Raw genomic sequence first — 23,873 nt, forward strand, 5'->3', positions numbered from 1 at the left:
ACGCCGCCGAACAATTTTTCCCTGAAGGGGCCCCAGATTTCTGGGGCCCCTTCAGGCATGTCCGGGGTCTTTTCCCGGACGTGGCCGCCCCACTGAAGCTACTCGCGGGTAGATAAATCCGGGTGGGCGTGCCACCATCTCCTGCCATGTCGGGAACTTCGGAGACGGTGACGCTGCTCGAGGACGGCACCCTGCTCAACGCCGTCCAGGCCGGAGCGGCGGACGCGCCGGTCACGGTGATCTTCACGCACGGCTACGCGCTGGACCACCGGACCTGGGGCAGGCAGTTCGACCTGCTGCCCGCGGTGCTCGACCAGCAGGTCCGACTGATCTCCTACGACCACCGCGGTCACGGCAAGTCCGGGGACGCCACCGAGGAGACCGCGACGGTCGAACAGCTCGGGGACGACCTGGCGCAGGTGATCGAACAGCTCGCGCCCACGGGAACGGTCGTGCTCGTCGGGCACTCGATGGGCGGCATGGCGATCATGGCTTTCGCCGAGCGCAGGCCGAGGCTGTTCGGTCAGCGCGTCGGCGGCGTGGCGTTCGTGTCCACGTCGGCGGGCGGAGCGGCGGAGGTCCAGCTCGGGCTGCCGACGCTCGCGGGAAAGCTCGTGCAGGAGCTGGAGAACGTCTTCGGACCCCTCGTGCGCAAGGTCCGCGAGCGCATCGAACCCGCCAAGACGGCAGGACTGCGCTGGTGGCTCTTCGGCGACGACCCGCGGGACGAGGACGTAGCGATCACCGCCGAGATGGTGTGGTCCCAGTGGCCCGAGACCGTGGCGCTGTTCCGTCCCGCCTTCGACCGCCACGACCGCACAGCCGCCCTCACGGTCATCCAGGGCAAGCCGATCGTGGTGATGGCGGGGGAGAAGGACAAGCTCTGCCCCGCCTCACACGTCGCCAAGATCGTCGAGATCTGCGGTGGCGGCGAACAGCTCGTCCTGCCGGGCGCGGGCCACATGCTTCCCCTGGAACGCCCCGACGACGTGACCGCGCACATCGCCGCCCTCGTCCGCGAGGCCGTCCGCTAGCAGAACGACGGCGGTCAGGACTGGTCGGCGAGCCATTCGCGGACGACCACGCGGGCGTCGTGGACCTGGCTCTTGATGGTGCCGACGGGGGCGTCGAGGTGTTCGGCGATCTCGTTGTAGGTCAAGCGGGAGACATCGCGCAGCACGAACGCGGCGGCGATGCGCGGGCGCTCGGACTCCAGGCGCTCCAAGGCGTCGAGCAGGTCGATCCGCGAGCCGGCGATGACGCTGGTGGTCCTGGGGTCGGGACGGGTGGCGAGAACCGTGTCATCGCCGCCCTGCTTGTCGGCGCGGCGCTTCATCGAGCGGTAGGTGCTGAGCGCGCTGTTGGAGACCACGGTGTGCAGCCACGTGCTGAACTTGCTGCGCCACTCGAAAGTGGGCAGTTTCTCCGCGACCCGCAGCAGCGCGTCCTGGCACGCCTCCTCGGCGTCCTGGCGGCAGGGGAGGTAGCGGCCGCAGTGCCTCAGCACCCCGGGCTGGATCACCCGGAGCAATTCGTCCAGGGCTGAACGGTCCCCCTGGGTGACCCTTCTGGCCAACGCCTCCGCGTCCTGATCGCCTAGCATGGTGTGACCATATCGAGGAGGCTCGGGATCGATTCCATTGGCCGCTACCGCGTGTCGGGGTTGCTGGGCACCGGAGCGTTCGCCTCGGTGTGGCGCGCGGAGGACGACACCCTCGACGCACCCGTGGCGATCAAGGTTCTCGCCGACAACTGGGCTCGCCACCTCGACGTGCGCGAGCGCTTCGTCTCCGAGGCGAAGTTGTTGCGGCTGGCCGATTCCGACCGCATCCTGCGCGTGCTGGACATCGGCGAGCTGCCGGACGGGCGACCGTACTTCGTGACGGTGCTCGCCGACGGCGGCAGCCTGGAGGACCGCCTCGCCAAGGGGCCGTTGCCCGAGGACGAAGCGCTGGCGGTGCTGGTCGAGGTCGCCGAAGCCGTGTGCGTGCTGCACGCGCTGGACATCGTGCACCGCGACCTCAAGCCGTCGAACGTGCTGATCCACCGCGATCGCGTGGTGCTGGCCGATCTGGGCCTGGCGAAGGCGCTCGCCCAGGGGTCGGGGTTGACGCAGGTCGCGGGCTCGCCGGGCTACATGGCGCCGGAGCAGTCGCGCAGCGGCGCGGTGGTCGACGAGCGCACCGACGTCTACGGGCTCGGCGCGCTGGCGCACCGACTGCTGTCGGGCAGCACGGTGGGGGAGCCGAGTGCGCGCCTGGAGGGCAGGCTCGGGCGCGCGGTGCGGCGTGCTCTGCAGGCCGATCCTGACCGGCGCTGGCCGAGCGCACGCGCCTTCGTCGAGGAGCTGCGTGCGGTGGCCGCGGGCGAGAAATCCCTGTCGCGCAAGCGTTTCGTACTGCCCGGAGTGGTGGCGGTGAGCGTGCTCGGGCTGGCGGCGGGGCTGTTCTACTGGCAGCAGAAGCCGGTCGAACAGCAGCGACAGCAGCAGGGTGCCGCGCCGACGACCACCGTCAAGCCGATCGACCCGGCGCTGTGCCGTGCGGGTGACCTGCGGGTGCTCACCGGCGGTGACGGAGCCGAACCGTTGAACAGCAACCGCAGGAACATGGAGCTGTTCTTCGCCTCGGACAAGCGGGAGTGCAAGCTCTTCGGCAGGCTGGAGGACGTGCGGTTCGTCCAGGCCGACGGCAAGGTCATCCCGTTGCGCTACGGCGACGGCCAGGGCGAGCCGGTGGAGGTCCAGGTCGGTGAGGGCGGCTGGGCCTCCGTGCAGTTGAACTGGGACGTCGACGCCAAGAACCGCGACGTGAAACCGCTGACCCCCGCGCGGATGGAGTTCCGTCTGCCGGGCTCGCTCGATCTCGTGGTCTTCCCGTGGGACAAGGGGCCGGTCGGTGACGGCGGCCAGGTCGAGGTCGGTCCCGTCGTGTGGGCCACGGGATAAGTTCTCCTTCTCGCCCAACCTTTCCCTCCCAGGCGGCATCACACCGGTGTCAGCACCACGATGCCCTTGGGGGAGATCACCATGAACTGTCCACTGTGGACCGAAGGCGACCAGTGGGAGGGCGGGGCCTCGCTGAGGTCTGCGCAGAAATCTTCGCTGTCACGATGACTTCAGTGCCGAGTGAAATCAATGCTCGGTGCAAGGGAAGACCGCGAACGCCAGGAGGCGGGGATCAGGCGATGATGCCGGGAAGCATCTGGTTGGGCCGGTAGCGGCGGCGCAGCCAGATCTTGCGGGTGCCGTCGGCGAAGAGCAGCACCCTGGCCAGCTCCCAGCCGGAGAACTCCGCGTGCAGCGCGAGCTGGGTCATGGCCGTCTTGCGGGAGACGCCCGGGGGCAGCCTGAGCGGGCGGTACTCCCAGTCCCCGTCGATGATCGAGCCGTTGCCCTCGTCGCTCACGGTTGCACCACCTGGATCCCTTCCCGGTCCGCGGACGCGACGAAGACCCTGCCGCTGTCCGGGTCGACGGCCACCGAATCGGGTTGGCGGACGGTGGGGAAGCGGTGCTTCTCCACCGGTTCGCCACCCGCGACGTGGAAACCGACGACCTCGTTGCGTTCGGTGAGCGTGACCCACGCGAGGTCGCGCTTGGTGTCGTAGGCGATCCCGTACGGCGTGCCCGCGACGGGAAAGCGCTGCTTCATCAGGAACGGTCCCGTGGAGAACGCGAGCAGCTCGCCGCCCCTGGTGTCGACCACGAGCGCCCGGCCGAACCGGTCGGTGACCGCGTTGGTGGCGCCGTCGCCCGCGCGGATCGCGGAGCCGACGGTGCCCTCGGCGACCTTGACCTCCAGCAGCGCGGTGCGGTTGATGTCGAGCACCAGTGCGTCGCCGGCGCCGCCGGGCAGGACCGCCGTGGGGGCGAAGAAGCCGGTGACCTCGCGGGCCACCTTGCCGCCGTTGAGCACTGCGACGGCGTTGCGGTTCCTGAGCGAGACCACCGTCTGTCCATTCACGACGGTCGCACCGCTCGGGGCACCTTCGACGGTGGTCTGCTCGGTGGCTCCGGTGCGGAGGTCGACGCGCACCAAGGCGTTGGCGGAGGGCACCGCCGCGAAGAGCGCGCCGTCACCGGCCGGGCTGAGCGAGCTGACCTTGTCCGGGACGGCGACCACGCGCGGCGGGGCCTGCGGGTCGTCCACGGAGAACAGCCGGATCTCCTTGCCGTCCATGGCGACCGCGAGCGTGCGGGTCGTGGTGTCCAGCGCGAGCGCGCGGGCCGGGCCGTCCAGCGGCAGCACGGTCCCGGCGGGGGAGGAGCTGGGCGGGGAGGCGGCGGGCGACGGGGCCACGAGTTCGTCGCCGACGAGCAGCGGATCGCTGGGCGTGCGGTCCGGGGCGCAGGCGCTCAGCGCCAGGGCTCCGATGACGACGGGCACCACTGCCACCGCACGGCGACGCAATCCGACCTCCTCCGGCGCGGCCGGGGTGTACCCGGCCTACATGTCCTGGATACCAGCATCCACGACGTGGCGGGGAGGGTCACGCGCGGGCACCCGGTTGGCACACGCGCGCGGCTGAGCCGTGATCAAGCGGCTTCACCAGGTGACGGGCACCGACTCGGGGCCGCGGTCGATCGCGGTGGCGGCGGTCCACGGGATCTCCGTGATCGGCAGGGTGAGCCGCAGCCCTGGCAGTTCGGCGGCCAGGGTGCGCAGTGCGACGCCGACCTCCACCTTGGCCAGCGATGCGCCGAGGCAGTGGTGCGCGCCGCGGCCGAAGCTCATGTGCGGCAACGCTGTGCGGTCCGCGCGGAACTCGTCGGGCTCGGCGAAGCGGGCCGGGTCGCGGTTGGCCGCGTCGAGCCGCACGAGGACCTGTTCGCCCTTTGCGATGCGCGTGCCGGCGACCTCGATGTCCTCGTGCGCCCAGCGAGCCAGCGGGTTGCCGACGGTTCCGCCGAGGCGGCGCAGGACCTCGTCCAGGACGGCGCCGGACTCGTCGGTCAGCACCTCGTGCAGGCGGCCTTCGTCGAGCAGGTCGATCGTGGCGACGCAGATGGCGTTGCGGGCCGTCTGGTACCCGGCGAGCACGAGCGTGGAGACCATGCCGATCAGCTCGGCGTCGGAGAGGCGCCCGTCCTCGTCGTCGCGGATCGCGATGAGGCCGCTGAGCACGTCGGTTCCGGGCGTCTCGCGCTTGGCGGAGATCAGCCTGGCGGAGTAGAGGCCCAGTTCCTGCCACGCCTTGCGCGCGACGGCGAGGGCGTGTTCGTCACCGGAGTGCAGGTCGGCGGTGCTGACGATCTCGGCCAGCTCGCTGAAGCGCTCGCGGTCGGCCAACGTCACGCCGAACATCTCGCTGATCACCGCCATGGAGAGCGGTGCGGCGAAGTCGTCGACCAGGTCGGCGGCGGTCCCGTTGGCGCGCATGGCCTTGACGAGTTCGGCGCAGTGCCGCTCGATGAACGGGCGCAGGGCTTCGATCGAGCCCGGGGTGAAGGCCTTGGTCACGAGGCGGCGGAGCCGGGTGTGGGTGGGGCCGTCCTGGAAGAGGGTGTCGTTGCCGGTGCTGTCCGCGCCTGCGGGGGCCATGCCGAAGCGGGAGTCGCCAAGCACGGTGCCCGCGGCGTGGTAGGAGGTGATCAGCCAGGCGGGGGCGCCGTCGGGGGTGGTGACCCTGGCGACGGGGCAGCTCGCGCGGAGCTCGGCGTAGGCCGGGGGTGGTGCGGTCGGGTCGGGCTGGGTGAAGGGGAGTCTGCGGGTCATCTGGCCTCCTCGATTTTTGCGTTACGAGTGCAACGTAAAAGGCCGCCGGAGGCATGTCAATACGACTGAAATGTGAAAAGATGCGGCCATGCCGAAGCGGGTGGACCACGCGGAACGCCGCGCGCAGCTGGCCGAGGCGCTGATGCGGATCGCCGCCGAGCGGGGCTTCGAAGCGGTGAGCCTGCGGCACGTCGGCGCCGAGGCCGGGGTGACCTCGGGCATGGTGCAGCACTACTTCCGCAGCAAGGACGAGCTGATGTCCTTCGCCCTCGAGGTGGTCACGGAGCGGGCTCACGCGCGTGCGACGGCGGCGGTCGGCGAGGCGGGGTCGGTCCGCGAGGAGGTCCGGGCGCTGCTGACCGCGCTCCTGCCGTTGGACGAGGCGCGCCGGGTCGAGGGGCGCGTGGTGCTGGCGTTCATGTCGTACTCGACCGGGCGGCCGGAGCTGGCGGAGGTGCTGCGGCAGAACACCGTGGCGATGCGGGAGCACTTCGCCGGGCAGATCGCGCGGGTGTGGGCGGGGGAGAACCGATTGGGCATGGAACCGCTCCAGGCCGCGACCGGGCTGGTGGCGCTGGTCGAGGGCTTGGGTGTGCACGTGCTCGGCGAGCACTACGCGCAGGAGGAGGCGTTGGCGGTGCTCGACGCGCACCTGGAGCTGTTGCTGGGTCAGTCCATGCGGCGTTCGGGGTAGGTGATCGTCGGGGCGCTGACGTCGTCGAGCGCGGCGCGGATCGCCCTCGGGAGTTCGAGGTCCTCGGCGGCGAGGCAGCCGGTGAGCTGGCCGGTGTCCTTGGGGCCGATGATCGGCGCGATCACGCCCGGGCGGTCGCGGACCCACGCCAGCGCGACGCACAGCGGTGAGGTGCCCAGGCCGTCAGCGGCGGTGACGACGGCCTGGACGATGCGCGCGGCACGCTCGGTGCGGTGGTGCTCGACGTAGCGGGAGAGGTTCTGCGAGGCCGCGCGCGAGTCGGCCGGGGTGCCGTTGCGGTACTTGCCGGTGAGCACGCCTCTGCCGAGTGGGGCCCAGGGGAGCAGTCCGAGGCCGTGGTGCACGGCGGCGGGGACGACCTCGCGTTCGACTCCGCGCTCCAGCAGGGAGTACTCGACCTGGGTGGAGATCAGCGGGTGGTGCGCGGGCTTGGCGGCCTGGAGCGTGGCGGCGGTGGCCAGTTGCCAGCCGGAGTAGTTGGAGATGCCGACGTAGCGGACCTTGCCGCTGGCGATCGCCGCGTCCAGTGCGGACAGCGTCTCCTCGACCGGGACCGAGGCGTCCCAGGCGTGCAGCTGCCAGAGGTCGACGTGGTCCACCTTGAGCCTGCGCAGGGAGCCGTCGAGCGCGGTGAGCAGCGCGCCCCTGGAGGCTCCGCCGCCGAAGGGGCCGTCGGTGCGGCGGGCGACGGCCTTGGTCGCCAGCACGATGTTCTCGCGCGGGACGACGTCGCCGAGCAGGCCGCCGACGACGGTTTCGCTCTCGCCCTCGTTGTAGACGTCGGCGGTGTCCACGAAGGAGCCGCCCGCGTCGACGAACGCGGTCAGCTGGCTCGCGGCCTCCTCGGTCGTGGTGTCCTGGCCCCAGGTCATGGTGCCCAGTCCCAGTCGGGACACCCGCAGGCCGCTGTGGCCGAGCTGTCGATGCTCCACGTGCAGGAGCCTAGACAGTGCCCCGCCGTGAGCGCGGTTATCCCGGTGGTGGGGCGCGTCTCCCCTTTGGGTGACGCGGATCACGTCGGACTTCCCGTCTTGTTACCGGTGAGTAGTGTCATGCCGGTGCGACTTGGACTGAACCTGGGCTACTGGGGCGCCGGCAACGACGCCGACAACCTCGAACTCGCCAAGGAGGCCGACAAGCTCGGCTACTCCGTGGTGTGGGCCGCGGAGGCGTACGGCTCCGACGCGCCGACGGTGCTGTCGTGGGTGGCGGCGCAGACCGAACGCGTCGACGTGGGCAGCGCGGTCATGCAGATCCCCGCGCGGACCCCGGCGATGACCGCGATGACGGCGGCGACCCTGGACACCCTCTCCGGCGGGCGGTTCCGGCTCGGCCTCGGCGTGTCCGGGCCGCAGGTCTCCGAGGGCTGGCACGGCGTGCGCTTCGACAAGCCGCTGGGCCGGACCAGGGAGTACGTCGACGTGGTGCGCGCCGCGCTGCGCCGCGAGCGGCTGACCTACGAGGGCGAGCACTACACGCTGCCGCTGCCGGACGGCCCCGGCAAGGCGGTCAAGCTGACCGTGCACCCGGTGCGCGAGCAGCTGCCGGTCTACCTCGCCGCGGTCGGCCCGAAGAACCTGGAGCTGGCAGGGGAGATCGCCGACGGCTGGCTGGCGATCTTCTTCTCGCCCGAGCACTTCGAGGAGCCGATGGCGCAGGTGCGCGCGGGCCGGGCGAAGTCGGGCAAGACCATGGAGGGCTTCGACGTCGTGCCCACCGTGCCCCTGGTGATCGGCGAGGACTGGAAGGCCTGCGCCGACAACGTGCGCGCCTACTGCGCGCTCTACATCGGCGGCATGGGCTCCAGGAAGAAGAACTTCTACAACGAGCTGGCCACCCGGATGGGGTACGGCGACGCGGCACGCGAAGTTCAGGAGAAGTTCCTCGCCAAGGACTACCTCGGCGCGGCGGCGGCTGTTCCCCTGGAGTTCATCGATCAGACCTCGCTGCTCGGACCGCCCGAGCGGGTCGCCGATCGGATGCAAGCGATGGCCGAAGCGGGTGTCACCACCCTGTCCGTGTCCGTGGTGCTGCAGGATCACGAGCAGGGCAAGGCGGCGCTGCGCACGGCCGTCGAGGCATTGGAGAAGTCAGGGGTCGCGTAAGTGGACTGGGTGCAGGCACTGGTACTGGGCGTCGTTCAAGGACTCACGGAGTTCCTGCCCATCTCCTCCTCCGCCCATCTGCGCATCACCTCGGAGCTGTTCTTCGACAGTGACGCCGGGGCCTCGTTCACCGCTGTGACGCAGCTGGGGACCGAGGCCGCGGTGCTCATCTACTTCGCCAAGGACATCTGGCGGTTGCTCAGCACGTGGTTCCGCGGGTTCGTCGACGCGAGCGTGCGGCGCACCGCCGACTACCGGATCGCCTGGTACGTCGTCATCGGCACCATTCCGATCGGCGTGCTCGGCTACCTGTTCAAGGACGAGATCCGCACCTCGGCCCGCAACCTGTGGCTCGTCGCCACGACGCTGATCGTGTTCGCGGTCATCCTCGGGTTGGCCGAGCGCTTCGGGCGGCAGCAGCGCGCCGTCGAGCAGATGACCATGAAGGACGGCGTGATCATGGGTTGCGCCCAGGCGATGGCGCTCGTGCCCGGCGTGTCCCGTTCCGGTGGCACCATCACCGCGGGTCTGGCCATCGGGCTCACCCGCGAGGCCGCGACCCGCTATTCGTTCCTGCTGGCCATCCCCGCGGTGGTCGCCTCGGGCGTGTTCAGCATCCCCGACGTCTTCGAGCAGGGCGGCGCCGGACTCCAGCCCAGCGTGGCGCAGATGATCGTCGCGACGGTGATCGCGTTCGGGATCGGCTACGCCAGCATCGCGTGGCTGCTGCGTTACGTCGCCAAGCACAGCGTGTACGTCTTCGTCTGGTACCGCATCGCGCTCGGCCTGTTCCTGTTCGCGATGCTCGGTGCGGGCGCGATCAACGCGGTGTGAGGACACGGTGTAAGGACTCCGTAAGGCTCCTACCAGTGCGAATGCGGCGTCGGCGCGATAGAAATGCCGCATGCGTCAGTTGCTGAGGAAGCGTTGGGTCCAGGCCGGGCTGGCCGTCGGTGTCGTCGTGGTGGCCGTGGGCCTGTGGTTGTTCCAGCCGTGGCGGCTGTTCACCAGTAGCACCGTCGACGAGGCCCTGCCGATGGCTCCCGTCGCGGTGTCGTCTTCCGCCGCACCTACGACGTCCGCTTCTACGACCTCGGCGGCGCCGTCAGCTGCTCCGTCGTCCGCTGTCCCGTCGTCAGCTGCTCCGTCCTCCGCTCGTCCGACCACTGTGGAGCTGGCCTCGGGTGCGTTCGTGACCCAGGAGCACAAGACCACCGGCACGGCGAAGGTGCTGAAGCTGGCTGACGGCAACCGCGTGCTGCGTTTGGAGGGACTGGCCACTTCGGACGGTCCCGACCTGCACGTCTGGCTCACCGACGCCACGGCGGGCGGTTCGTGGGGCAAGTACGACGACGGCCGCTACGTGAAGCTCGGCGCGCTCAAGGGCACCCACGGCAACCAGAACTACGCGATCCCGGCCGGTGCCGATCTCGGTGGCCTGCGCAGCGTGGTGATCTGGTGCGACCGCTTCAACGTCGCGTTCGGGTCCGCGCCGCTGTCCCTGTGACCCAGTGCCAGAATGCGTTGTGCCTGAAGCAATCCATCCTGACCGTGTTCGCTACGCCCTGCGTTCCGTTCGCGCCGCGAGCTACGAGATCGGCTCGACGGAGTCCGGTACGACGCTCGCGCTCGTGATGGCCGCGAGCCCGGCGGGCCGGCGCAACGCGGCGGAGAAGATCGTCGGCCTGCTGGAGGCGGCCGGGCTGCGCCTGGCTGTCGGCGATCCCGTCGCCGAGCTCACCGATCGGCCCATCGGGTTGCTCGTCGTGACGGGCTAGCGCTTTCGCATACACCGCCGCGAAAATGTTGTCGATCACCCTGACATACCAACCTGGGAAACTCGATCGCGTCAACCGCGCCGAGCGCTCTTGTCCTGTCGATCATGTCGACCTAGCGTCATCACGGCTGCGGAACCGCGTCAGCGCAATCCCCATTCTGTGATTGGTGGTCGAGTCGTGCCCGAAATGACCGGGGAACGTTCTGCTCTTGGCGGCGGGAACAACGGCGGTGCGCGGCTCAGCCTCAGTACCGAGGCCGCACGGAAATTGTCGTCGACGTCCAAGTCCGTGCCGCAGATGCAGGGCATCACCCCGCGCTGGCTGCTCAACCTGCTGCCGTGGGTGGAGGCGCGAGGCGGTGCGTACCGGGTCAACCGGCGGCTCAACTACACCCTCGGCGACGGCCGCCTCGCCTTCCACACCACCGGCAGCGAAGTGCAGGTCATCCCGGCCGAGCTGACCGAGCTGCCACTGCTGCGCAGCTGCTCCGACATGGACCTGCTCGGCACGCTCGCCGGCCGGTTCGCCCAGCGCGAGTACGGGGCGGGCGAGCTCGTCGTCACCGCGGACAGCCCGGCGGAGGAGGTTTTCCTGCTGGTGCACGGCCGCCTCACCAAACTCCGCGAGGGCGACTACGGCCAGGAATCGACGTTGACCATCATGGCCGACGGCGACTATTTCGGCGACGAGTTCCTGCTCGATACCGGAAGCACCTGGGACTATTCGGTCAAAGCGGCCACCGCGTGCACGTTGATGTCCCTGTCGAAGTCCGATTTCCACGAACTCCTCGACCGGTCCGAGGAATTGCGCACGCATATCGCGCAGCAGCTCGCGCTCGCCGAAAAGGCGCAGAACCCGTACGGCGAGGCCGAGGTCGACATCCTGTCCGGGCACCGCGGTGAGCAGGCGTTGAGCGGGACGTTCGTCGACTACGAGATGAAGCCGCGCGAGTACGAGCTGAGCATCGCCCAGACCGTGCTCCGGGTGCACACGCGCGTGCAGGACCTCTACAACGAGCCGATCGACCAGCTCGAACAGCAGCTCCGGTTGACCATCGAGGCGGTGCGCGAGCGCCAAGAGCACGAGCTGATCAACAACCGCGACTTCGGGCTGCTGCACAACGCGGACTTCGGCCAGCGCATCTACACCCGCAACGGCCCACCCACGCCGCACGACATGGACCGGCTGCTCAACACGGTGTGGAAGAACCCCGGGTTCATCCTGGCCCATCCGGAAGCCATCGCGGCCTTCCGCGACGAGTGCACCCGGCAGGGGGTCTCGCCGGAGACGGTGCACGTGCCCGGTGGCCGGGTCTCCGCGTGGCGCGGCGTGCCGATCTACCCGTGCTGGAAGATCCCGATCACCGAGCAGCGCACCACCTCGATCATGGTCATGCGGACCGGCGAAGCGGACCAGGGCGTCATCGGCCTGCGCAAGACGGGGCTGATCGACGAGTACGAGCCGGGCCTGAGCGTGCGGTTCATGAGCATCGACGAGAAGGCCATCGTCAACTACCTGATCACCTGCTACTACTCGCTGGCCGTCCTGGTGCCGGACGCGCTGGGCGTGCTGGAGCACGTCCAGCTCGGGAGCGTCGACGGCCGTGGCTGAGGCCGACCCCTTCGCCCGGGCGCGTGCGCTGGTCACGCCCGGGCTGCGGGCGGCGGCCGACCGGATGAACCCCGCCACCCGCCAGGTCATCGGCTACCACTTCGGCTGGTGGGACGAGCACGGCCGCCCCTTGGACGGCGACAGCGGCAAGGCGGTGCGGCCCGCGCTGGCGATGCTGGCGGCGGAGGCCGTCGGCAGCGCGGCGGAGCGCTCGAAGAACGCGGGTGTGGCGGTCGAGCTCGCGCACAACTACTCGCTGCTGCACGACGACGTGATGGACGAGGACCGCACGAGGAGACATCGGCCGACCGCGTGGACGGTCTACGGCGTGCCCGCCGCGATCCTCGCGGGCGACGCGTTGATCACCCTGTCCACCGAAGCCCTCGCCAACGACGGCCCGCCGCTGTCCACCAAAGGCGTTGAGCGGCTCAACGCGGCGATGCTGCGGCTCGTCGACGGCCAGGCGGCCGACACGGCCTTCGAAGCTCGCCGTGACGTGACGTTGGACGAGTGCATGACAATGGCCGCCGACAAGACCGGCGCGTTGTTCGCCGTCGCGTGCGAGCTCGGCGCACTGTCAGCGGGCTCATCGCCGGAGCGCGTCTGGCAGCTGCGCCAGTTCGGCGAACACCTCGGTCTCGCGTTCCAACTCGCCGACGATCTCCTTGGTATCTGGGGAGATCCGGACAACACCGGCAAGCCCGTGCTGGCCGATCTGCGTGCCCGCAAGAAATCCCTTCCGGTCGTGGCGGCGCTCAACGCGGGCAACGGTGCCGCCGCGCGGCTCGCCGAGCTGTACTACCGGAGCGAGCCGTTGGACGACGCCGAGCTGCGGACCTGTGCCGACCTCATCGAGCAAGCCGGCGCGCGGGCGTGGGCGCACGAGGAGACGCATCGCCAGCTCGACGCCGCGATGGCGTGCTTGCAAGCCGCGAACCCCGAACCGGGAGCCGCCGCCGAGCTGGCCGCGCTCGCCCAGCGGCTCTGCACAGCGCAGGCCAAGCAGGTGCCCGAGCAGGAGTCCTTTGAGCTGCCCGATGTTCAGATCACCCGTACTGCCAGAGTGAATCCGCGATTGGAGGCGGCTCGCGCGCACACGTTGTCGTGGGCCGAGGAGATCGGCCTGATCGACCCCGACGCGGACGTTCTGCCGTGGACGACGGCAGAGCTCGCCGCGAACGACTTCGGGTTGCTCTGCTCCCTCAAGTTCGCCGACGCGCCCATCGACGAGCTCAACACCATCGGCGACTGGTACACCTGGCTGTTCCACCTGGACGACCACCTCGTCGAAGCGTTCGGCCGCACCGGCGACCTGGCGGGCGCAAAGGCTTATCTGGCAAGGTTTCCGCCGTTCATGCCGGTCGATCTCGACCTGGAAGCTCCGATCCCGGCCATCCCGGCGGAGCGCGGGCTGGCCGACCTGTGGTCGCGAGTCGCGCCACGGATGTCCACCGGTTGGCGAAGCCGGATTCGTGGTGCGGTGGAACAACTGTTGGCCGGGCACCTCCAGGAGCTGCGGTGTGCCACCTCGCAGCGCACCGCGACTCCGGTCGAGTACGTGGAGATGAAGCGCAAGACCAACGGTGGGGCTGTGTCCTCGTGCTTGGCCGAGTTCGCCCGCTGCGCGGAGCTTCCTCAAGCTGTCGCGGACGGGCCGACGGTGCGTGCGTTGGTGGACGCCGTCAGCGAGAGCGCTTTGCTGCTCAACGACCTGTTCTCCTACGAGCGCGAGGTGGTCGACGGGGTCGAGACGGCCAACATGGTGTTGGTGCTCAAGGAATTCCTCGGCTGCGACACGCGGCGCGCGGTGGCCGCGACCAACGACATGCTGACGGCCAGGGTGCGGCAGTTCGAGCACATCGCCGACGTCGAGATCCCCGAGATGTGCGACGAGCACAGCCTCACACCGGAGGAGCGCGCCGTCGTGGCCGGCTACGTGGACACGCTCCGCGACTGGCTGCCCGGGTGGCTCGAATGGCAGAAGCGCACCAGCCGTTACGGAGAAGCCGACGCGCCGGTGGTCGTCGAGTCGATCAGCCGCAGGCTCGCCGGGCCCACGGGTTTCGGCACGGCGACGGCACGGCGGCTGCTCAACTGTGCTCGATGACCGTTTTCGCTTGCCCTGCAAGCAGAACGGTCCGTTCTCCGCTTGTGTTCGCCCCACGGTGAAAGGCCTTGTCCGGCCAACGTGAACGAGTATGGGATCCCCGCCCATGCTGAAACCCCTGCTCGCTCTCCTCCTCGTCCTGGCGCCGGTGACAGCGCCACCGGACGACGCCGTCCGGCTCCACGGCACCCAGTGGCTTCGAGGCGGACAGCCCTTCTTCCCGCACGGCTTCAACATGGTCGCGCTGGCCACGCCGCAGAAGTGCCTCGACGAGGGCAAGGCGCCGGGCTGGGCGAAGCACGCGCACGACACCTTCGCGGACAACTCGGACGCGGAACTCGCTGCGGCCAAAGGGAAGTGGAGCGCGGACACGCTGCGGTTCCAGGTGAGCCAGGTGGCACTGGACCCGCAGCACCCGTACTACGCGGGCGGGGCCTACCTGGCGTGGGTGAAGGCCGGAGTGGCGAAGGCGCGCGCGGCGGGGTTCACGGTGATCCTGTCGATGCAGGACCAGGTGGCGACGTGCGGCGACGTGAACTTCATGCCGTCGCGGCGGACCATCCGGTCGTGGACGACGCTGGCGCCGAAGTTCGCGGGCGATCACGGCGTGCTGTTCGAGCTGTTCAACGAGCCGCGCAACGACACCTCGGAGGCGGGGTGGAAGGTGTGGCGCGACGGCGACGGCGCTGACGTCGTCGGCCACCAGCAGCTCGTGAACGCGGTGCGGGGTCTGGGCGCGCGGAACGTGCTCGTGGTGAACGGGGCGGCGCTGGCGGAGCGTTTCGAGGGGATGTGGCCGCACCGGCTGGCCGATCCGTTGGGGCAGGTGGCATACGCGACGCACCCGTACTACTGGCACTTCGCGGCGAACAACTCCCTTGAGCGCAATCGTGTGCGGTGGGAGGAGCGCTTCGGCCACCTCCTCGACCGCGGCGCGGCGGTGATCGTCACGGAGTGGAACGCGCACCACGACGCGTGCCGCGCGGGGATGCCGGGCATGGTCGAGCCGTTCCTGGACTACCTGCGCCAGCGCGGCGTGCCGCTGCTCGCCCACGCCTTCGACGTGCCGGGAACGATGGTCAAGGCGCTGCACCCGAACTGGGAGCCGACCACGCTGGAGGGCTCCGGCTGCGTCAACGGCGAGCCTGTGCGCGGGCCGGACGCCGGAGCCAACGTTCGCGACCGTTTCCGGACTTGGTGAGGGGACAGCTGTGCGTGGAATCGACCGACGGAGGTTGCTGACGCTGGTCAGCGCCGCGCTCCTGGTTGGACAACGAGGGACCGACAGCACCACCAAGCTCCAACCGGTGCTGAACAACGACACCTTCCCGGAACGCACCGGCGAGCTGTACAACGGCGCGAACCTGCACGAGGCGAGCGGGATCGTGGCCAGCCACCGGTATCCCGGCGTGTTCTGGATCATCAGGGACGGCACCGCCAACCCCGATCCCGTGCGCGTCGGCTACCGCCGGACCGTGCTGGCGGTGTGGCTGGACCCGGCGGCGGGCAAGCTGCTGCGCTGGCCGGACGGGGTGCCGCAGCGCTCGTGCGACGGCTACGCGAAGTACGTCTACCTCAAGCGCGCCGACGGCACCAACGTGCCCAACGTCGACATCGAGGACGTCGCGCTCGACCCGGCGACCGACTCCCTGTGGCTGGGCAACATCGGCAACAACCCGCACGCGGACAAGCCGGGGGAGCTGTTCCGCTTCCCCGAGCCCGACCCGCTGCGCGCGACCGAGGTGCGCGCCGACCTCTCCTACCGCTACACCGCCGCCCGGATCAACTCCGAGTCGCTGTTCCTCGTGGACGGGGTCCCGCACCTGCTGGTGAAGACCGCGCCGAGCGGCTCGGAGCTGAGGCAGGGCCACGTGCTGAAGCTCCCCGTCCCCGCTGAGCCGGGCACCGTCGCCGAGGCGGTCGCGGTCGCCGTCCTGCCTCCGCCGACCGGTGTTCCCGAGCGCAACCACAAGCCGACCGGGGCGGACCTCCGCGACGGGAAACTGCTGGTCGCGACCGCGAACGGGTGGCTGCGCTACGAGGCTTCCCCCGCGTTGCGGGGCGACGAGCTGGTCAAGGCGCTGGCCTCGGCACCCCCGAAGGCGCATGCCTACTGGGAGCCCGACCACGCGCTGGTCGCGACCGAGGCCATCGCGTGGACGCATCCACCGCTGGGCGACTCGTTCCTGTCGTTGTCGGAGACCGGGCAGTTCCGCTGGGTCAGGGAAGGGGTGCGCTGAGAGCGGGGTGACCTAGGCTGGTCTCGTGGCTACCGTGATCCTGCTTCGACATGCGCGTTCCACCGCGAACGGCGCCGGTGTCCTCGCCGGGCGCACGCCGGGGGTCGGGCTGGCCGAGCGCGGTGAGGAGCAGGCGCGGGAGCTGGTCGACCGCCTCGCCGGGGTCCCGGTGGCTGGCCTGGTGCGCTCCCCGCTGCACCGCTGCGTGCAGACGCTGGAGCCGCTGAGCGCCAAGCTCGGGCTGACCGCCGTCGAGGAGCCGCGTCTGTCCGAAGTGGACTACGGCGAGTGGACCGGCAAGGGCATCAAGGACCTGCTGGAGGAGCCGCTGTGGAAGGTCGTGCAACAGCACCCTTCCGCGGCGGTCTTCCCCGGCGGTGAGGGCTTGGCGGAGGTCCAGGCGCGCGCGGTCGCGGCGATCAGGGAGCACGACGCCCGGGTGACGGCGGAGCACGGCGAGAACGCGGTGTGGATCGCGTGCAGCCACGGCGACGTGATCAAGGCCGTGCTGGCCGACGCGCTCGGCCTGCACCTGGACTCCTTCCAGCGGATCGTCGTCGAGCCGTGCTCGATGTCGGTGGTGACCTACACCGAGACCCGGCCCTACGTGCTGCGCGTCAACGACACCGGCGGGGACCTGTCGAGCCTGGTGCCGCGCGCGGACGCGGCGGCCATGGCGACCGCGCACGCCGCCGTCGGCGGCTCGACCGCCTGAGCTGGACTCCGGTCACGCTGTCGCTGGGGGTCGGGGTGTCTTCACGACCCCCGGGCCCTACTTGGTGGCGAAGCGCATGTCCTGCCGGGCGAAGTTGACCGGCAGGTTGCAGCTGATCTTCTTGTTGTCCTTGGTGAACCCGTGGCCGGTGCCGCCCTTGCTGAGCGGTCCGCACCCGGTCGCGCCCTCGATCGGGTACAGCTCCGGGCGTCCCGCCGTCAGGCAGAACAGGTCGCCGCTGCCGTAGCTGATGTAGATGCCCTTGACGACGAAAGCGTTGTCGGCGCACCTCTTCGCCTCGTCCGTCACGGGCGCGGCCTGAGCCGCCGAGGGCAGCGCGAGCAGGCCGAGCACGGTGGTGGCGGCGGCGAGCACGGAGCGCATGCGCATGGGTGTCCCTTTCGAGAGCTTTCGGTGGTCCTGACCACCGTGACACCCAGGAAAAACCCTCATAAATCGGCTTCGGGCCCGCCCGAAAGGTGATCAGTACTTCCAGTCGGCGCCGACGCCCCGGTAGAGCTCGACGGGGATGGGGTGGACGTCGGGGGCCATGCGGTCGGTGTAGAACCGGCCGTGCAGGTGGTCCACCTCGTGCTGGACGAGCCGGGCCACCCCCTGGTTGAAGATCGTGATCCGGCGCGTCCCGTCGAGGTCCTGGTGCTCCACGTGCACCGACAGCGGCCGGGGGACCATGCCGCGCACGTCGAAGAAGCTCAGGCAGCCCTCGTACTGCTCGTCGACCTCGTCGGAGGACTCGATCACCCTCGGGTTGAACAGGGTGATCACGTCGGCCCCGGCGGGCGGGCAGATCATCGCCGCCGCGCGGTCGATGCCGATCTGGTTCGCCGCGATGCCCATGCCCTTGCCGAACACGTGCGCCCGAGCCACCCGTGCGGTGGCCGCCTGTAACTCCGAGACCACCCGCTTGGCGTCCTCGGCGTCCTCGGGCAGCGTGAACGGGCGCGCGGGCCTGCGCAGCAGGGGTTCGTCGTGCTGGATGACGCCGAGCGAGCGCATGGTCTCGCTGGGCTTGGCCTGTCGTGTCGCGGCTTCGGCGGGCCTGCGCCGGAAGTGCCACTCCAACCGGTACCGAGCGTTCATCGGCGGGTCCTCCGTCGCCCAGGAGTAGATCCGTCGGTCTCCCTCGTGCTGGTCGGATATGGCGGTGCGGAACGGCATCGAGTCCGCGGTCATCGACGTGTGCAGGCCCCAGACCGAGGGGCCCAGCTCGGCGGGGAAGTCCAGCCGGATCGACAGCCGCTTCGTCGGCAGCCGCACGGCCCGCTGGAACCAGTTGCCCCACTTGTCGTCGCCGACCGCGTAGGTGTACTCGATCCACGTGCTCTCGCCCGGGTACAGCGGGAAGTGCCCGCTGTCGTTGGCGAAGAGCAGCCACACCTCCTTGACGGCGTCCCGGTCGTGCTGGGGCACGAACTGCATCGGCTCCGCCCGGTCCTCGCCCCACCACGCGTGGAGATCTATTTCTTCCCACGTGAGCGGCTGGTCGCGGTAGAGCCGGTTGGACTGGTCCGGGCGGCCGGGGAAGCGGTCGACCGAAATGCGGATCAGGTAGCGGGTGATCGGATCAGCGCCGTTGTTGAACAGCTTGCGCCGCATCGTCGCCCGGTAGGTGTGCCCGTCGTAGTGCAGCTCGGCGTGGTCGTGCTCGACGAGCAGGCTGCCGTGCTGGGTGGGGTCGACGAGGTACTCCGGCGGGGTCGGGGTCCTCGGGTGCGGCGGCTGGTGCCCGCGTGCCTGCTCGTAGCCGCGCCACGCCCGGCGCAAAGCCCCACCGGCGCCCAGCGCGATGTCGGCGGCCTTGGCGAACTCGCGGGAGGCCCGCTCGTGGCCGCTCTCGACCTTGGAGACGTAGGAGCGGCTGTAGCCCATGGCCTCGGCCAGCGCGGTCTTGGACAGCGCGCGCACGTCCCGCCAGCGGCGGAACTCCTCGACGAAGGCGTCGTGGGGGAGTACGAGCCCGGGAGCTAAGTCCTGGTCTTCGGTCATCTCGCCTCCGTCTCGCACCGTGAGTGAGCGTGAGCGCCGCGTGAGTCCCACTCAGCCTAGATCGAAACGAGGCCCCCGTGGTGTCCTCGTTTCCGAAGGGACAGCACGGGATCTGCAGAAATAAGGGAACTGCCTACGGATCGGAAGTGAACCGTGATCACCGTGAGCACAAGGGCTCGTTCCGCCCGCCGGTTGGCCAGCCTGCTGGCCGTCCGGACCGGGGTGCACGTCGTCGTCCGCTACGACCGGCTGCTGCGGCGGTACCAGGTGGTGTGGATCGACGGCCCGGACGAGGCCCAGATGCGGACGGTGGCCATGGCGAACGCCACGGTTGTCCCCGACATTGATCTTGGCGAGCTCCTGTGGCACCGCAGCGTGTCCTAGGCCCCGGAAACCGCGGTGCCGCAGTGAACGCCAAGCAGAGGTGATCAGGGGGTTTCGGCGCCTGCGAACGCCGGACCGGGAAGGAACCCCCTGATCACCTCGGACCAGTCGGGCGCCGCAGCGTCGCGACGGCCACGACGACGAAGGCGACCAGCCCGGCGATCGTGTAGAGGTTGTGCACGACGAAGATCAACGCGTGCGCGGGGTCGTCCTGGGGGATGCCCCACCACAGGAAGCCGATCGAGCCCGGTGGGTCCTTGGCGTACGGGTCGGGCCAGCACGCGGTGATCAGCACCAGGCTCACCGCAGCCGCCGCGCAGGTCAGCCGGGGTCCGATCGGGCGCATCGCCTGGCTGATCAGCAGCACCAGGAACGGGGCGACCCAGACCCAGTGGTGGTGCCAGGAGATCGGTGAGACCAGCAGCGCGGTGAGCGCGGTCATCAGCACGCCGGGCAGTTCCATGCCGCGCCTGCCGAGCCTGGTCGCCACGATCAGCCCGATGACGCCGAGGAGCGCGGCCAGGCAGAGCCGGGTGACGTGCAGCGCGGGCTGGTCGAAGACGAACGCCTGACCGGCCATGCCGTTGATCGACTGGTTGCCGTGCCAGAAGAGGTAGGCGCCCATCCGCGAGCTGTCGGCGAAGCCGCCGGTCCAGAACTGCGCGGACTGCACGGGCAGGAACGCGGTGCCGATGGCGATCGTGGCCACGACGGTGCTGATCGCGGTCACCCCGGCCCTGATCCGCCCGGTGAGCAGCAGGTAGAGGATGAACACGCCCGGGATGAGCTTGACCGAGGCGGCCAGGCCGAGCGCGACGCCCTTGAGCCGGTTCTCCTTCGGCAGCGCGAAGTCGAGCAGCACCAGGCCCATCAGCAGCGCGTTGACCTGGCCGAAGGCGATGTTGGACTGGATCGGCTCCAGGTGCATGGCCACCGCGCCGACGCCCAGCGTGAGCGCCAGGCGCCCGGAGGAGACCGCGAACCCGGCGATGCCCCACGCACACCAGATCGCCACGAGCACCGACAGGATGCTCAGCCCGGTCATCACCCACGGCACGCTGCCCAGCGGCAGCAGCGTCATCGCGGAGGCGAACAGCGCCGCGAACGGGGAGTAGAGGAACGGCAGACCCGCGTGGTTCTTGGTGTAGAGCCCGGTGTTGTTCCAGAGGTCCTGGCCCGCGCTGTAGTAGACGGCGAGGTCGTGCATGTGCGCGCGGAACGGCTCCCAGGCGAGCATGTCGGAGACGCGCAGGTGGACGGAGAACGCGAACAACGCCACCGCTCCCGCGAGCAGCCACGGCGGGCATGGCAGCTTGCGCCGTCCCGGAGCGGTGGGCTTCGGATCGTCGTCGCGGGTCTCCGGCTCGGCCGGGCTCGTGCGCATCGGTGACCTTTCGATGGGGGCCGGCGCATTCTTCCGCCGTCGCCCCCACTAGACAGAACGGCCCCCCTGGCGAGTTGCCGACAAGTGCCCCAGATCACACGGTGAAGGGCTTGCGATGAGTCGGTTCGTGAACGTTCGTCACGAGTCCCGCCGCCGCGACCTCGGTCCGGAACGCCGCGGGCCCCGCCGTGTTGATCGTGGCGGGCAGGTCGGGGGAGTCCAGAGAGGTGATCATGTCGTCGTGGTGGCTGGCCACCGTCAGCGGCGGTGAGCCGAGCGCCCGCACCAGCCGCGCCGGATAGGCGTGGACCGGCTTCCACGAGGTCATGCTGGCCACCAGGACGTCCGGGGTGAGCCCGGCCAGCTCCCGCTCCGCGTAGTTCGTCGCGCCGAAGAGCAGGACTTCCCGGGTGCCGAAGCCGACCTGGAAGGCGAAGGTCTCGCCCTCGACGAGCTCGCCGAGCGTCCTGGGCGGGCGCGGCTTCGCGCTCAGCTCTCCGGGCAGCAGGTAGGCGTGCTCGGCGGTCATCGAGTGCAGGCTGGGCACGACCTGCACGCTCAGGCCGCCGAACTCCAGGTTCTCCCCGCCTCGGACGACGATCATCCGCGTGCGCGGCACGTCCCACGCCTCCAGCAGGAAGGCTGTGCTGCGCCCGCAGACCACGCGCGCGGCGGGGAAGCGGGCGAGCAGGTGCGGCACGTCGGCGACGTGGTCCCAGTGGCCGTGGCTGACCATGATCAGCTCAGGCGCCTCGGTGATCGTGCGGTCGACCAGGTCGGGGCGCAGCGCGAGCCGCCCGCGCTCGTTGATCGCCGAGCCGCCGGGCACCCGGTACTCCATACGGCTGAGGTAGGGGTCGAAGAGCACTCGCCGCCCGTTCGCGCTCAGCTCCCAGCCCGCCACGCCGAGCCAGCGGAGGGTGGCGCCCGGTCCGCTGAGCGGCGCCGGGGCAGCGGCTGCGGTTCCCGGCAGGCTCATGGCCGCGCCGGCGACGGCCGCGCTTCGGAGGAGTCCGCGCCTGCTCAGATGTCCTGTGCACATGGCTCGAGCAGATCAGCGCTTCGCGGATCGAGTCCAACACCAATATCGGAACCGTGTCCATATCGAATCCGATATCGTCCCGGCTCGTGGACCTGGTGCGGCATCTGCGGTACTTCTTGGCGGTGGCCGAGGAGCTGCACTTCGGCCGTGCCGCGCGCCGCCTGCACATGTCCCAGCCGCCGCTGTCACAGCGAATCCAGCGCTTGGAGCACGAGCTCGGCGTGCGGCTGTTCGACCGCGCCTCACGTCAGGTCCAGCTCACGGATGCGGGTGCCGCGCTGCTGGTGGAGGCCCGCGAAGTGCTCGGCCGCGTCGACCACCTGCACACCGTCGCCGACCGGTTGCGGCGCGGGGCAGCGGGGGTGCTGCGCGGCGGGATGCTTCCCGACCTGCCCGGCGACGTGGTGGCGAGCCTGGTGTCGGAGTTCCGCGAGCGCTGCCCCGACGTGCGGCTCACGCTGCGCGAGCTGAGCACCGCCGAGCAACTGCGCGCGCTGGCCGACCGCACGTTGGACGTCGGCGTGCTGCGGCACCCCTTCGACGCGCCGTGGCTGGACCAGGGCGAAGTGCTGAGCCGACCGCTGGGGGTGCTGTGCCCACCAGGCTGGCCTCCCGGTCCCGTGCGGTTGGCCGAGCTCGCCGGGCACGAACTGGTGATCTTCCCTCGGGCGACCGCGCCCGCTTCGCACGACGAGCTGCTCTCCACGTGCGCTCGCCACGGCTTCACCCCGCGCGTCGTGCACGAGGCGGCGACACCGGGCTTCGCGCTGGGCCTGGTGCTGGCGGGCTCCGCTGTGGCCCTGCACCACCTCGACTCCCCGGCTCCACACCCGGACGTGCACTGCCGTCCGCTCGTGGGCTCGCCGCTGGCTTGGCGGACTTCGCCGGTGTGGCCGCGCGGCAAGCACACCCCGGCCGTCGCCGCCTTCGCGGCGATCTTGACCGCGGCCATGCCCGCCGTCGTCGTGCCGCGCCCGCCTCTTCACCCCCGGCCCACCACGGAGTACCTGCCATGACAGTGATCGCTGAGGTGGCGGAGCGCTTCGCCGACGCCGGAGTGACCGGTTGGCTGCACGCCCGCGAGATCGACGGTCCGGGCGAGGTCGCGGTCAGCGCTGACACACCTGTGGTGCTGGCCAGCGTGTTCAAGCTGTCACTGCTGCTCGCGGTGTTCCGGGCCGCGGAGACGGGTGAGGTGGATCTGGAGGGTCGAGTGACACTTGAGGCTGGGGCGCGCAGCGGTGGGCCGACCGGGATCGGCGCGATGTTCGACCAGGTCAGCATGTCCGTGCGGGACCTCGCGCTGCTCGCCATGACGGTCTCCGACAACGCGGCGGCCGACGCGCTGGTGGACCTCGTCGGCTTCTCGGCGATCAACCGCGCGACCGCCTCGCTCGGGCTGAGCACCACATGTGTGGTGCAGCGCAGCCGTGAGCAGACCGCGTCGATGGTGCGCGACGCCGGGGTCGCCGACGCGGCCTCGCTCGCGCCGCTGCTGACCGACCGCCGAGTGCTGCGGACCCTCAGCGCGTTGCGGCCGGAGCACACCAACCGCAGCACGCCCCGCGAGATGACCGCGCTGCTCGCCGCGCTGTGGCGCGACGAGGCCGCGTCGCCCGAGTCGTGCGCGGCGATGCGGCGGCTGCTCGGGTTGCAGGTGTGGCCACACCGCCTCGCGTCAGGCTTCCCCTTCGACGACGTGCGCGTCGCGGGCAAGACCGGCACGCTGCCCACGCTGCGCAACGAGGTGGGGGTCGTCGAGTACCCGGACGGCGGCCGCTACGCCGTGGCCGTGTTCACCGCGAGCGTGCGCACGTCCCTCACGCTCCCCGCCGCCGACGCCGTCATCGGCACCACCGCCCGCCTGGCCGTCGACCACCTCCGCGCCCGCACGCCGTAGTCCACGCCGTCTTCAGACCCGCAAACCCCCGCTGGCCACCACCTGCGCCGCACGCGAACGCCGCGTCTGGTGCGTTGGGAGCCCTGAACGGGTCGTTTAGTGCGCTCAACGCACCAAACGACCCGTTCAGGGCTTAAGCGGAGCGATGGGCGAGCGGTGGGGTTGGGTG

24 protein-coding genes are annotated in these 23,873 nt (G+C 70.2%); 15 read left to right on the forward strand and 9 right to left on the reverse strand.

Annotation, left to right across the window (positions count from 1 at the left end; genetic code table 11):
* Positions 1-146 precede the first annotated feature (146 nt).
* Positions 147-1,034 (forward strand): alpha/beta fold hydrolase, encoded by an 888-nt coding sequence (locus ABD798_RS23950; RefSeq protein ID WP_344878717.1) that lies wholly within the window; start codon positions 147-149, stop codon positions 1,032-1,034.
* Positions 1,035-1,048: 14 nt separating this feature from the next.
* Here ABD798_RS23950 and ABD798_RS23955 read toward each other — a convergent pair whose 3' ends face one another.
* On the reverse strand, positions 1,049-1,603 hold the full coding sequence (locus ABD798_RS23955; protein WP_344878721.1) for an RNA polymerase sigma factor: 555 nt from the start codon (positions 1,601-1,603) through the stop codon (positions 1,049-1,051).
* A 3-nt stretch (positions 1,604-1,606) separates the two neighbouring features.
* Between ABD798_RS23955 and ABD798_RS23960 the strand changes: the two genes are divergently transcribed.
* Complete coding sequence (locus ABD798_RS23960) at positions 1,607-2,947, forward strand: protein kinase domain-containing protein (RefSeq protein WP_344878724.1); 1,341 nt, start codon at positions 1,607-1,609, stop codon at positions 2,945-2,947.
* Positions 2,948-3,179: 232 nt separating this feature from the next.
* On the opposite strand, the gene ABD798_RS23965 is transcribed toward ABD798_RS23960, so the two are convergent.
* The 3 genes from ABD798_RS23965 to ABD798_RS23975 form a co-directional block, all read right to left on the reverse strand.
* Complete coding sequence (locus ABD798_RS23965; protein ID WP_168200778.1) at positions 3,180-3,407, reverse strand: DUF5703 family protein; 228 nt, start codon at positions 3,405-3,407, stop codon at positions 3,180-3,182.
* Positions 3,404-4,387, reverse strand: coding sequence for a YncE family protein (locus ABD798_RS23970; protein WP_344878729.1), 984 nt, complete (start codon positions 4,385-4,387; stop codon positions 3,404-3,406). The genes ABD798_RS23965 and ABD798_RS23970 overlap by 4 nt, the downstream gene beginning before the upstream one ends.
* 159 nt (positions 4,388-4,546) lie before the next feature.
* Positions 4,547-5,716 carry a cytochrome P450 gene (locus ABD798_RS23975; RefSeq protein WP_344878732.1) on the reverse strand — a complete coding sequence of 390 codons (1,170 nt, stop codon included), beginning with the start codon at positions 5,714-5,716 and terminating at the stop codon, positions 4,547-4,549.
* 88 nt (positions 5,717-5,804) lie between these two features.
* On the opposite strand from ABD798_RS23975, the gene ABD798_RS23980 reads away from it, so the two are divergent.
* On the forward strand, positions 5,805-6,410 hold the full coding sequence (locus ABD798_RS23980) for a TetR/AcrR family transcriptional regulator (protein WP_344878735.1): 606 nt from the start codon (positions 5,805-5,807) through the stop codon (positions 6,408-6,410).
* On the opposite strand, the gene ABD798_RS23985 is transcribed toward ABD798_RS23980, so the two are convergent.
* On the reverse strand, positions 6,386-7,363 hold the full coding sequence (locus tag ABD798_RS23985; protein WP_344878739.1) for an aldo/keto reductase: 978 nt from the start codon (positions 7,361-7,363) through the stop codon (positions 6,386-6,388). The two genes, ABD798_RS23980 and ABD798_RS23985, sit on opposite strands and share 25 nt — an antisense overlap.
* A 126-nt stretch (positions 7,364-7,489) precedes the next feature.
* Between ABD798_RS23985 and ABD798_RS23990 the strand changes: the two genes are divergently transcribed.
* The 9 genes from ABD798_RS23990 (at position 7,490) to ABD798_RS24030 (ending at position 16,987) form a co-directional block, all read left to right on the forward strand.
* Positions 7,490-8,536, forward strand: a complete 1,047-nt coding sequence (locus ABD798_RS23990; RefSeq protein ID WP_344878742.1) for an LLM class F420-dependent oxidoreductase — start codon at positions 7,490-7,492, stop codon at positions 8,534-8,536.
* Positions 8,537-9,370, forward strand: a complete 834-nt coding sequence (locus ABD798_RS23995; RefSeq protein WP_344878745.1) for an undecaprenyl-diphosphate phosphatase — start codon at positions 8,537-8,539, stop codon at positions 9,368-9,370.
* A gap of 70 nt (positions 9,371-9,440) precedes the next feature.
* Positions 9,441-10,043, forward strand: a complete 603-nt coding sequence (locus ABD798_RS24000; RefSeq protein ID WP_344878748.1) for a DM13 domain-containing protein — start codon at positions 9,441-9,443, stop codon at positions 10,041-10,043.
* A 19-nt stretch (positions 10,044-10,062) separates the two neighbouring features.
* Positions 10,063-10,314 carry a hypothetical protein gene (locus ABD798_RS24005; protein ID WP_344878751.1) on the forward strand — a complete coding sequence of 84 codons (252 nt, stop codon included), beginning with the start codon at positions 10,063-10,065 and terminating at the stop codon, positions 10,312-10,314.
* Positions 10,315-10,500: 186 nt separating this feature from the next.
* Complete coding sequence (locus ABD798_RS24010) at positions 10,501-11,925, forward strand: family 2B encapsulin nanocompartment shell protein (protein ID WP_344878753.1); 1,425 nt, start codon at positions 10,501-10,503, stop codon at positions 11,923-11,925.
* Positions 11,918-14,032 carry a polyprenyl synthetase family protein gene (locus ABD798_RS24015; RefSeq protein ID WP_344878756.1) on the forward strand — a complete coding sequence of 705 codons (2,115 nt, stop codon included), beginning with the start codon at positions 11,918-11,920 and terminating at the stop codon, positions 14,030-14,032. Before ABD798_RS24010 ends, ABD798_RS24015 begins: the two co-directional genes overlap by 8 nt.
* Positions 14,033-14,138: 106 nt before the next feature.
* On the forward strand, positions 14,139-15,233 hold the full coding sequence (locus ABD798_RS24020) for a glycoside hydrolase family 5 protein (protein ID WP_344878759.1): 1,095 nt from the start codon (positions 14,139-14,141) through the stop codon (positions 15,231-15,233).
* 10 nt (positions 15,234-15,243) lie between these two features.
* The gene (locus ABD798_RS24025) at positions 15,244-16,272 is read left to right on the forward strand and encodes a hypothetical protein (RefSeq protein WP_344878762.1); all 1,029 of its coding nucleotides are present in this window, start codon (positions 15,244-15,246) and stop codon (positions 16,270-16,272) included.
* Positions 16,273-16,297: 25 nt separating this feature from the next.
* Positions 16,298-16,987: a histidine phosphatase family protein gene (locus ABD798_RS24030; RefSeq protein ID WP_344878765.1), complete on the forward strand. Its 690-nt coding sequence runs from the start codon at positions 16,298-16,300 to the stop codon at positions 16,985-16,987.
* 57 nt (positions 16,988-17,044) lie between these two features.
* Here ABD798_RS24030 and ABD798_RS24035 read toward each other — a convergent pair whose 3' ends face one another.
* The gene (locus ABD798_RS24035) at positions 17,045-17,377 is read right to left on the reverse strand and encodes a hypothetical protein (RefSeq protein ID WP_344878768.1); all 333 of its coding nucleotides are present in this window, start codon (positions 17,375-17,377) and stop codon (positions 17,045-17,047) included.
* A gap of 93 nt (positions 17,378-17,470) precedes the next feature.
* Positions 17,471-18,994, reverse strand: a complete 1,524-nt coding sequence (locus tag ABD798_RS24040) for a peptide deformylase (RefSeq protein ID WP_344878771.1) — start codon at positions 18,992-18,994, stop codon at positions 17,471-17,473.
* A gap of 162 nt (positions 18,995-19,156) precedes the next feature.
* On the opposite strand from ABD798_RS24040, the gene ABD798_RS24045 reads away from it, so the two are divergent.
* Complete coding sequence (locus ABD798_RS24045; protein ID WP_344878774.1) at positions 19,157-19,378, forward strand: hypothetical protein; 222 nt, start codon at positions 19,157-19,159, stop codon at positions 19,376-19,378.
* A gap of 94 nt (positions 19,379-19,472) precedes the next feature.
* Here the strand turns inward: ABD798_RS24045 and ABD798_RS24050 are convergent, their stop codons facing one another.
* Positions 19,473-20,762 (reverse strand): glycosyltransferase 87 family protein, encoded by a 1,290-nt coding sequence (locus ABD798_RS24050; protein WP_344878777.1) that lies wholly within the window; start codon positions 20,760-20,762, stop codon positions 19,473-19,475.
* 94 nt (positions 20,763-20,856) lie between these two features.
* Positions 20,857-21,804, reverse strand: a complete 948-nt coding sequence (locus ABD798_RS24055; protein WP_344878780.1) for an MBL fold metallo-hydrolase — start codon at positions 21,802-21,804, stop codon at positions 20,857-20,859.
* Between the two features lie 86 nt (positions 21,805-21,890).
* Between ABD798_RS24055 and ABD798_RS24060 the strand changes: the two genes are divergently transcribed.
* On the forward strand, positions 21,891-22,820 hold the full coding sequence (locus ABD798_RS24060) for a LysR family transcriptional regulator (protein ID WP_344878783.1): 930 nt from the start codon (positions 21,891-21,893) through the stop codon (positions 22,818-22,820).
* Positions 22,817-23,704, forward strand: a complete 888-nt coding sequence (locus tag ABD798_RS24065) for a serine hydrolase (protein WP_344878786.1) — start codon at positions 22,817-22,819, stop codon at positions 23,702-23,704. Before ABD798_RS24060 ends, ABD798_RS24065 begins: the two co-directional genes overlap by 4 nt.
* Positions 23,705-23,873 lie beyond the last annotated feature (169 nt).

Origin of the sequence: Allokutzneria multivorans, from assembly GCF_039537405.1 — a bacterium.
In the GTDB taxonomy this organism is placed as follows: Bacteria; Actinomycetota; Actinomycetes; order Mycobacteriales; family Pseudonocardiaceae; genus Allokutzneria; species Allokutzneria multivorans.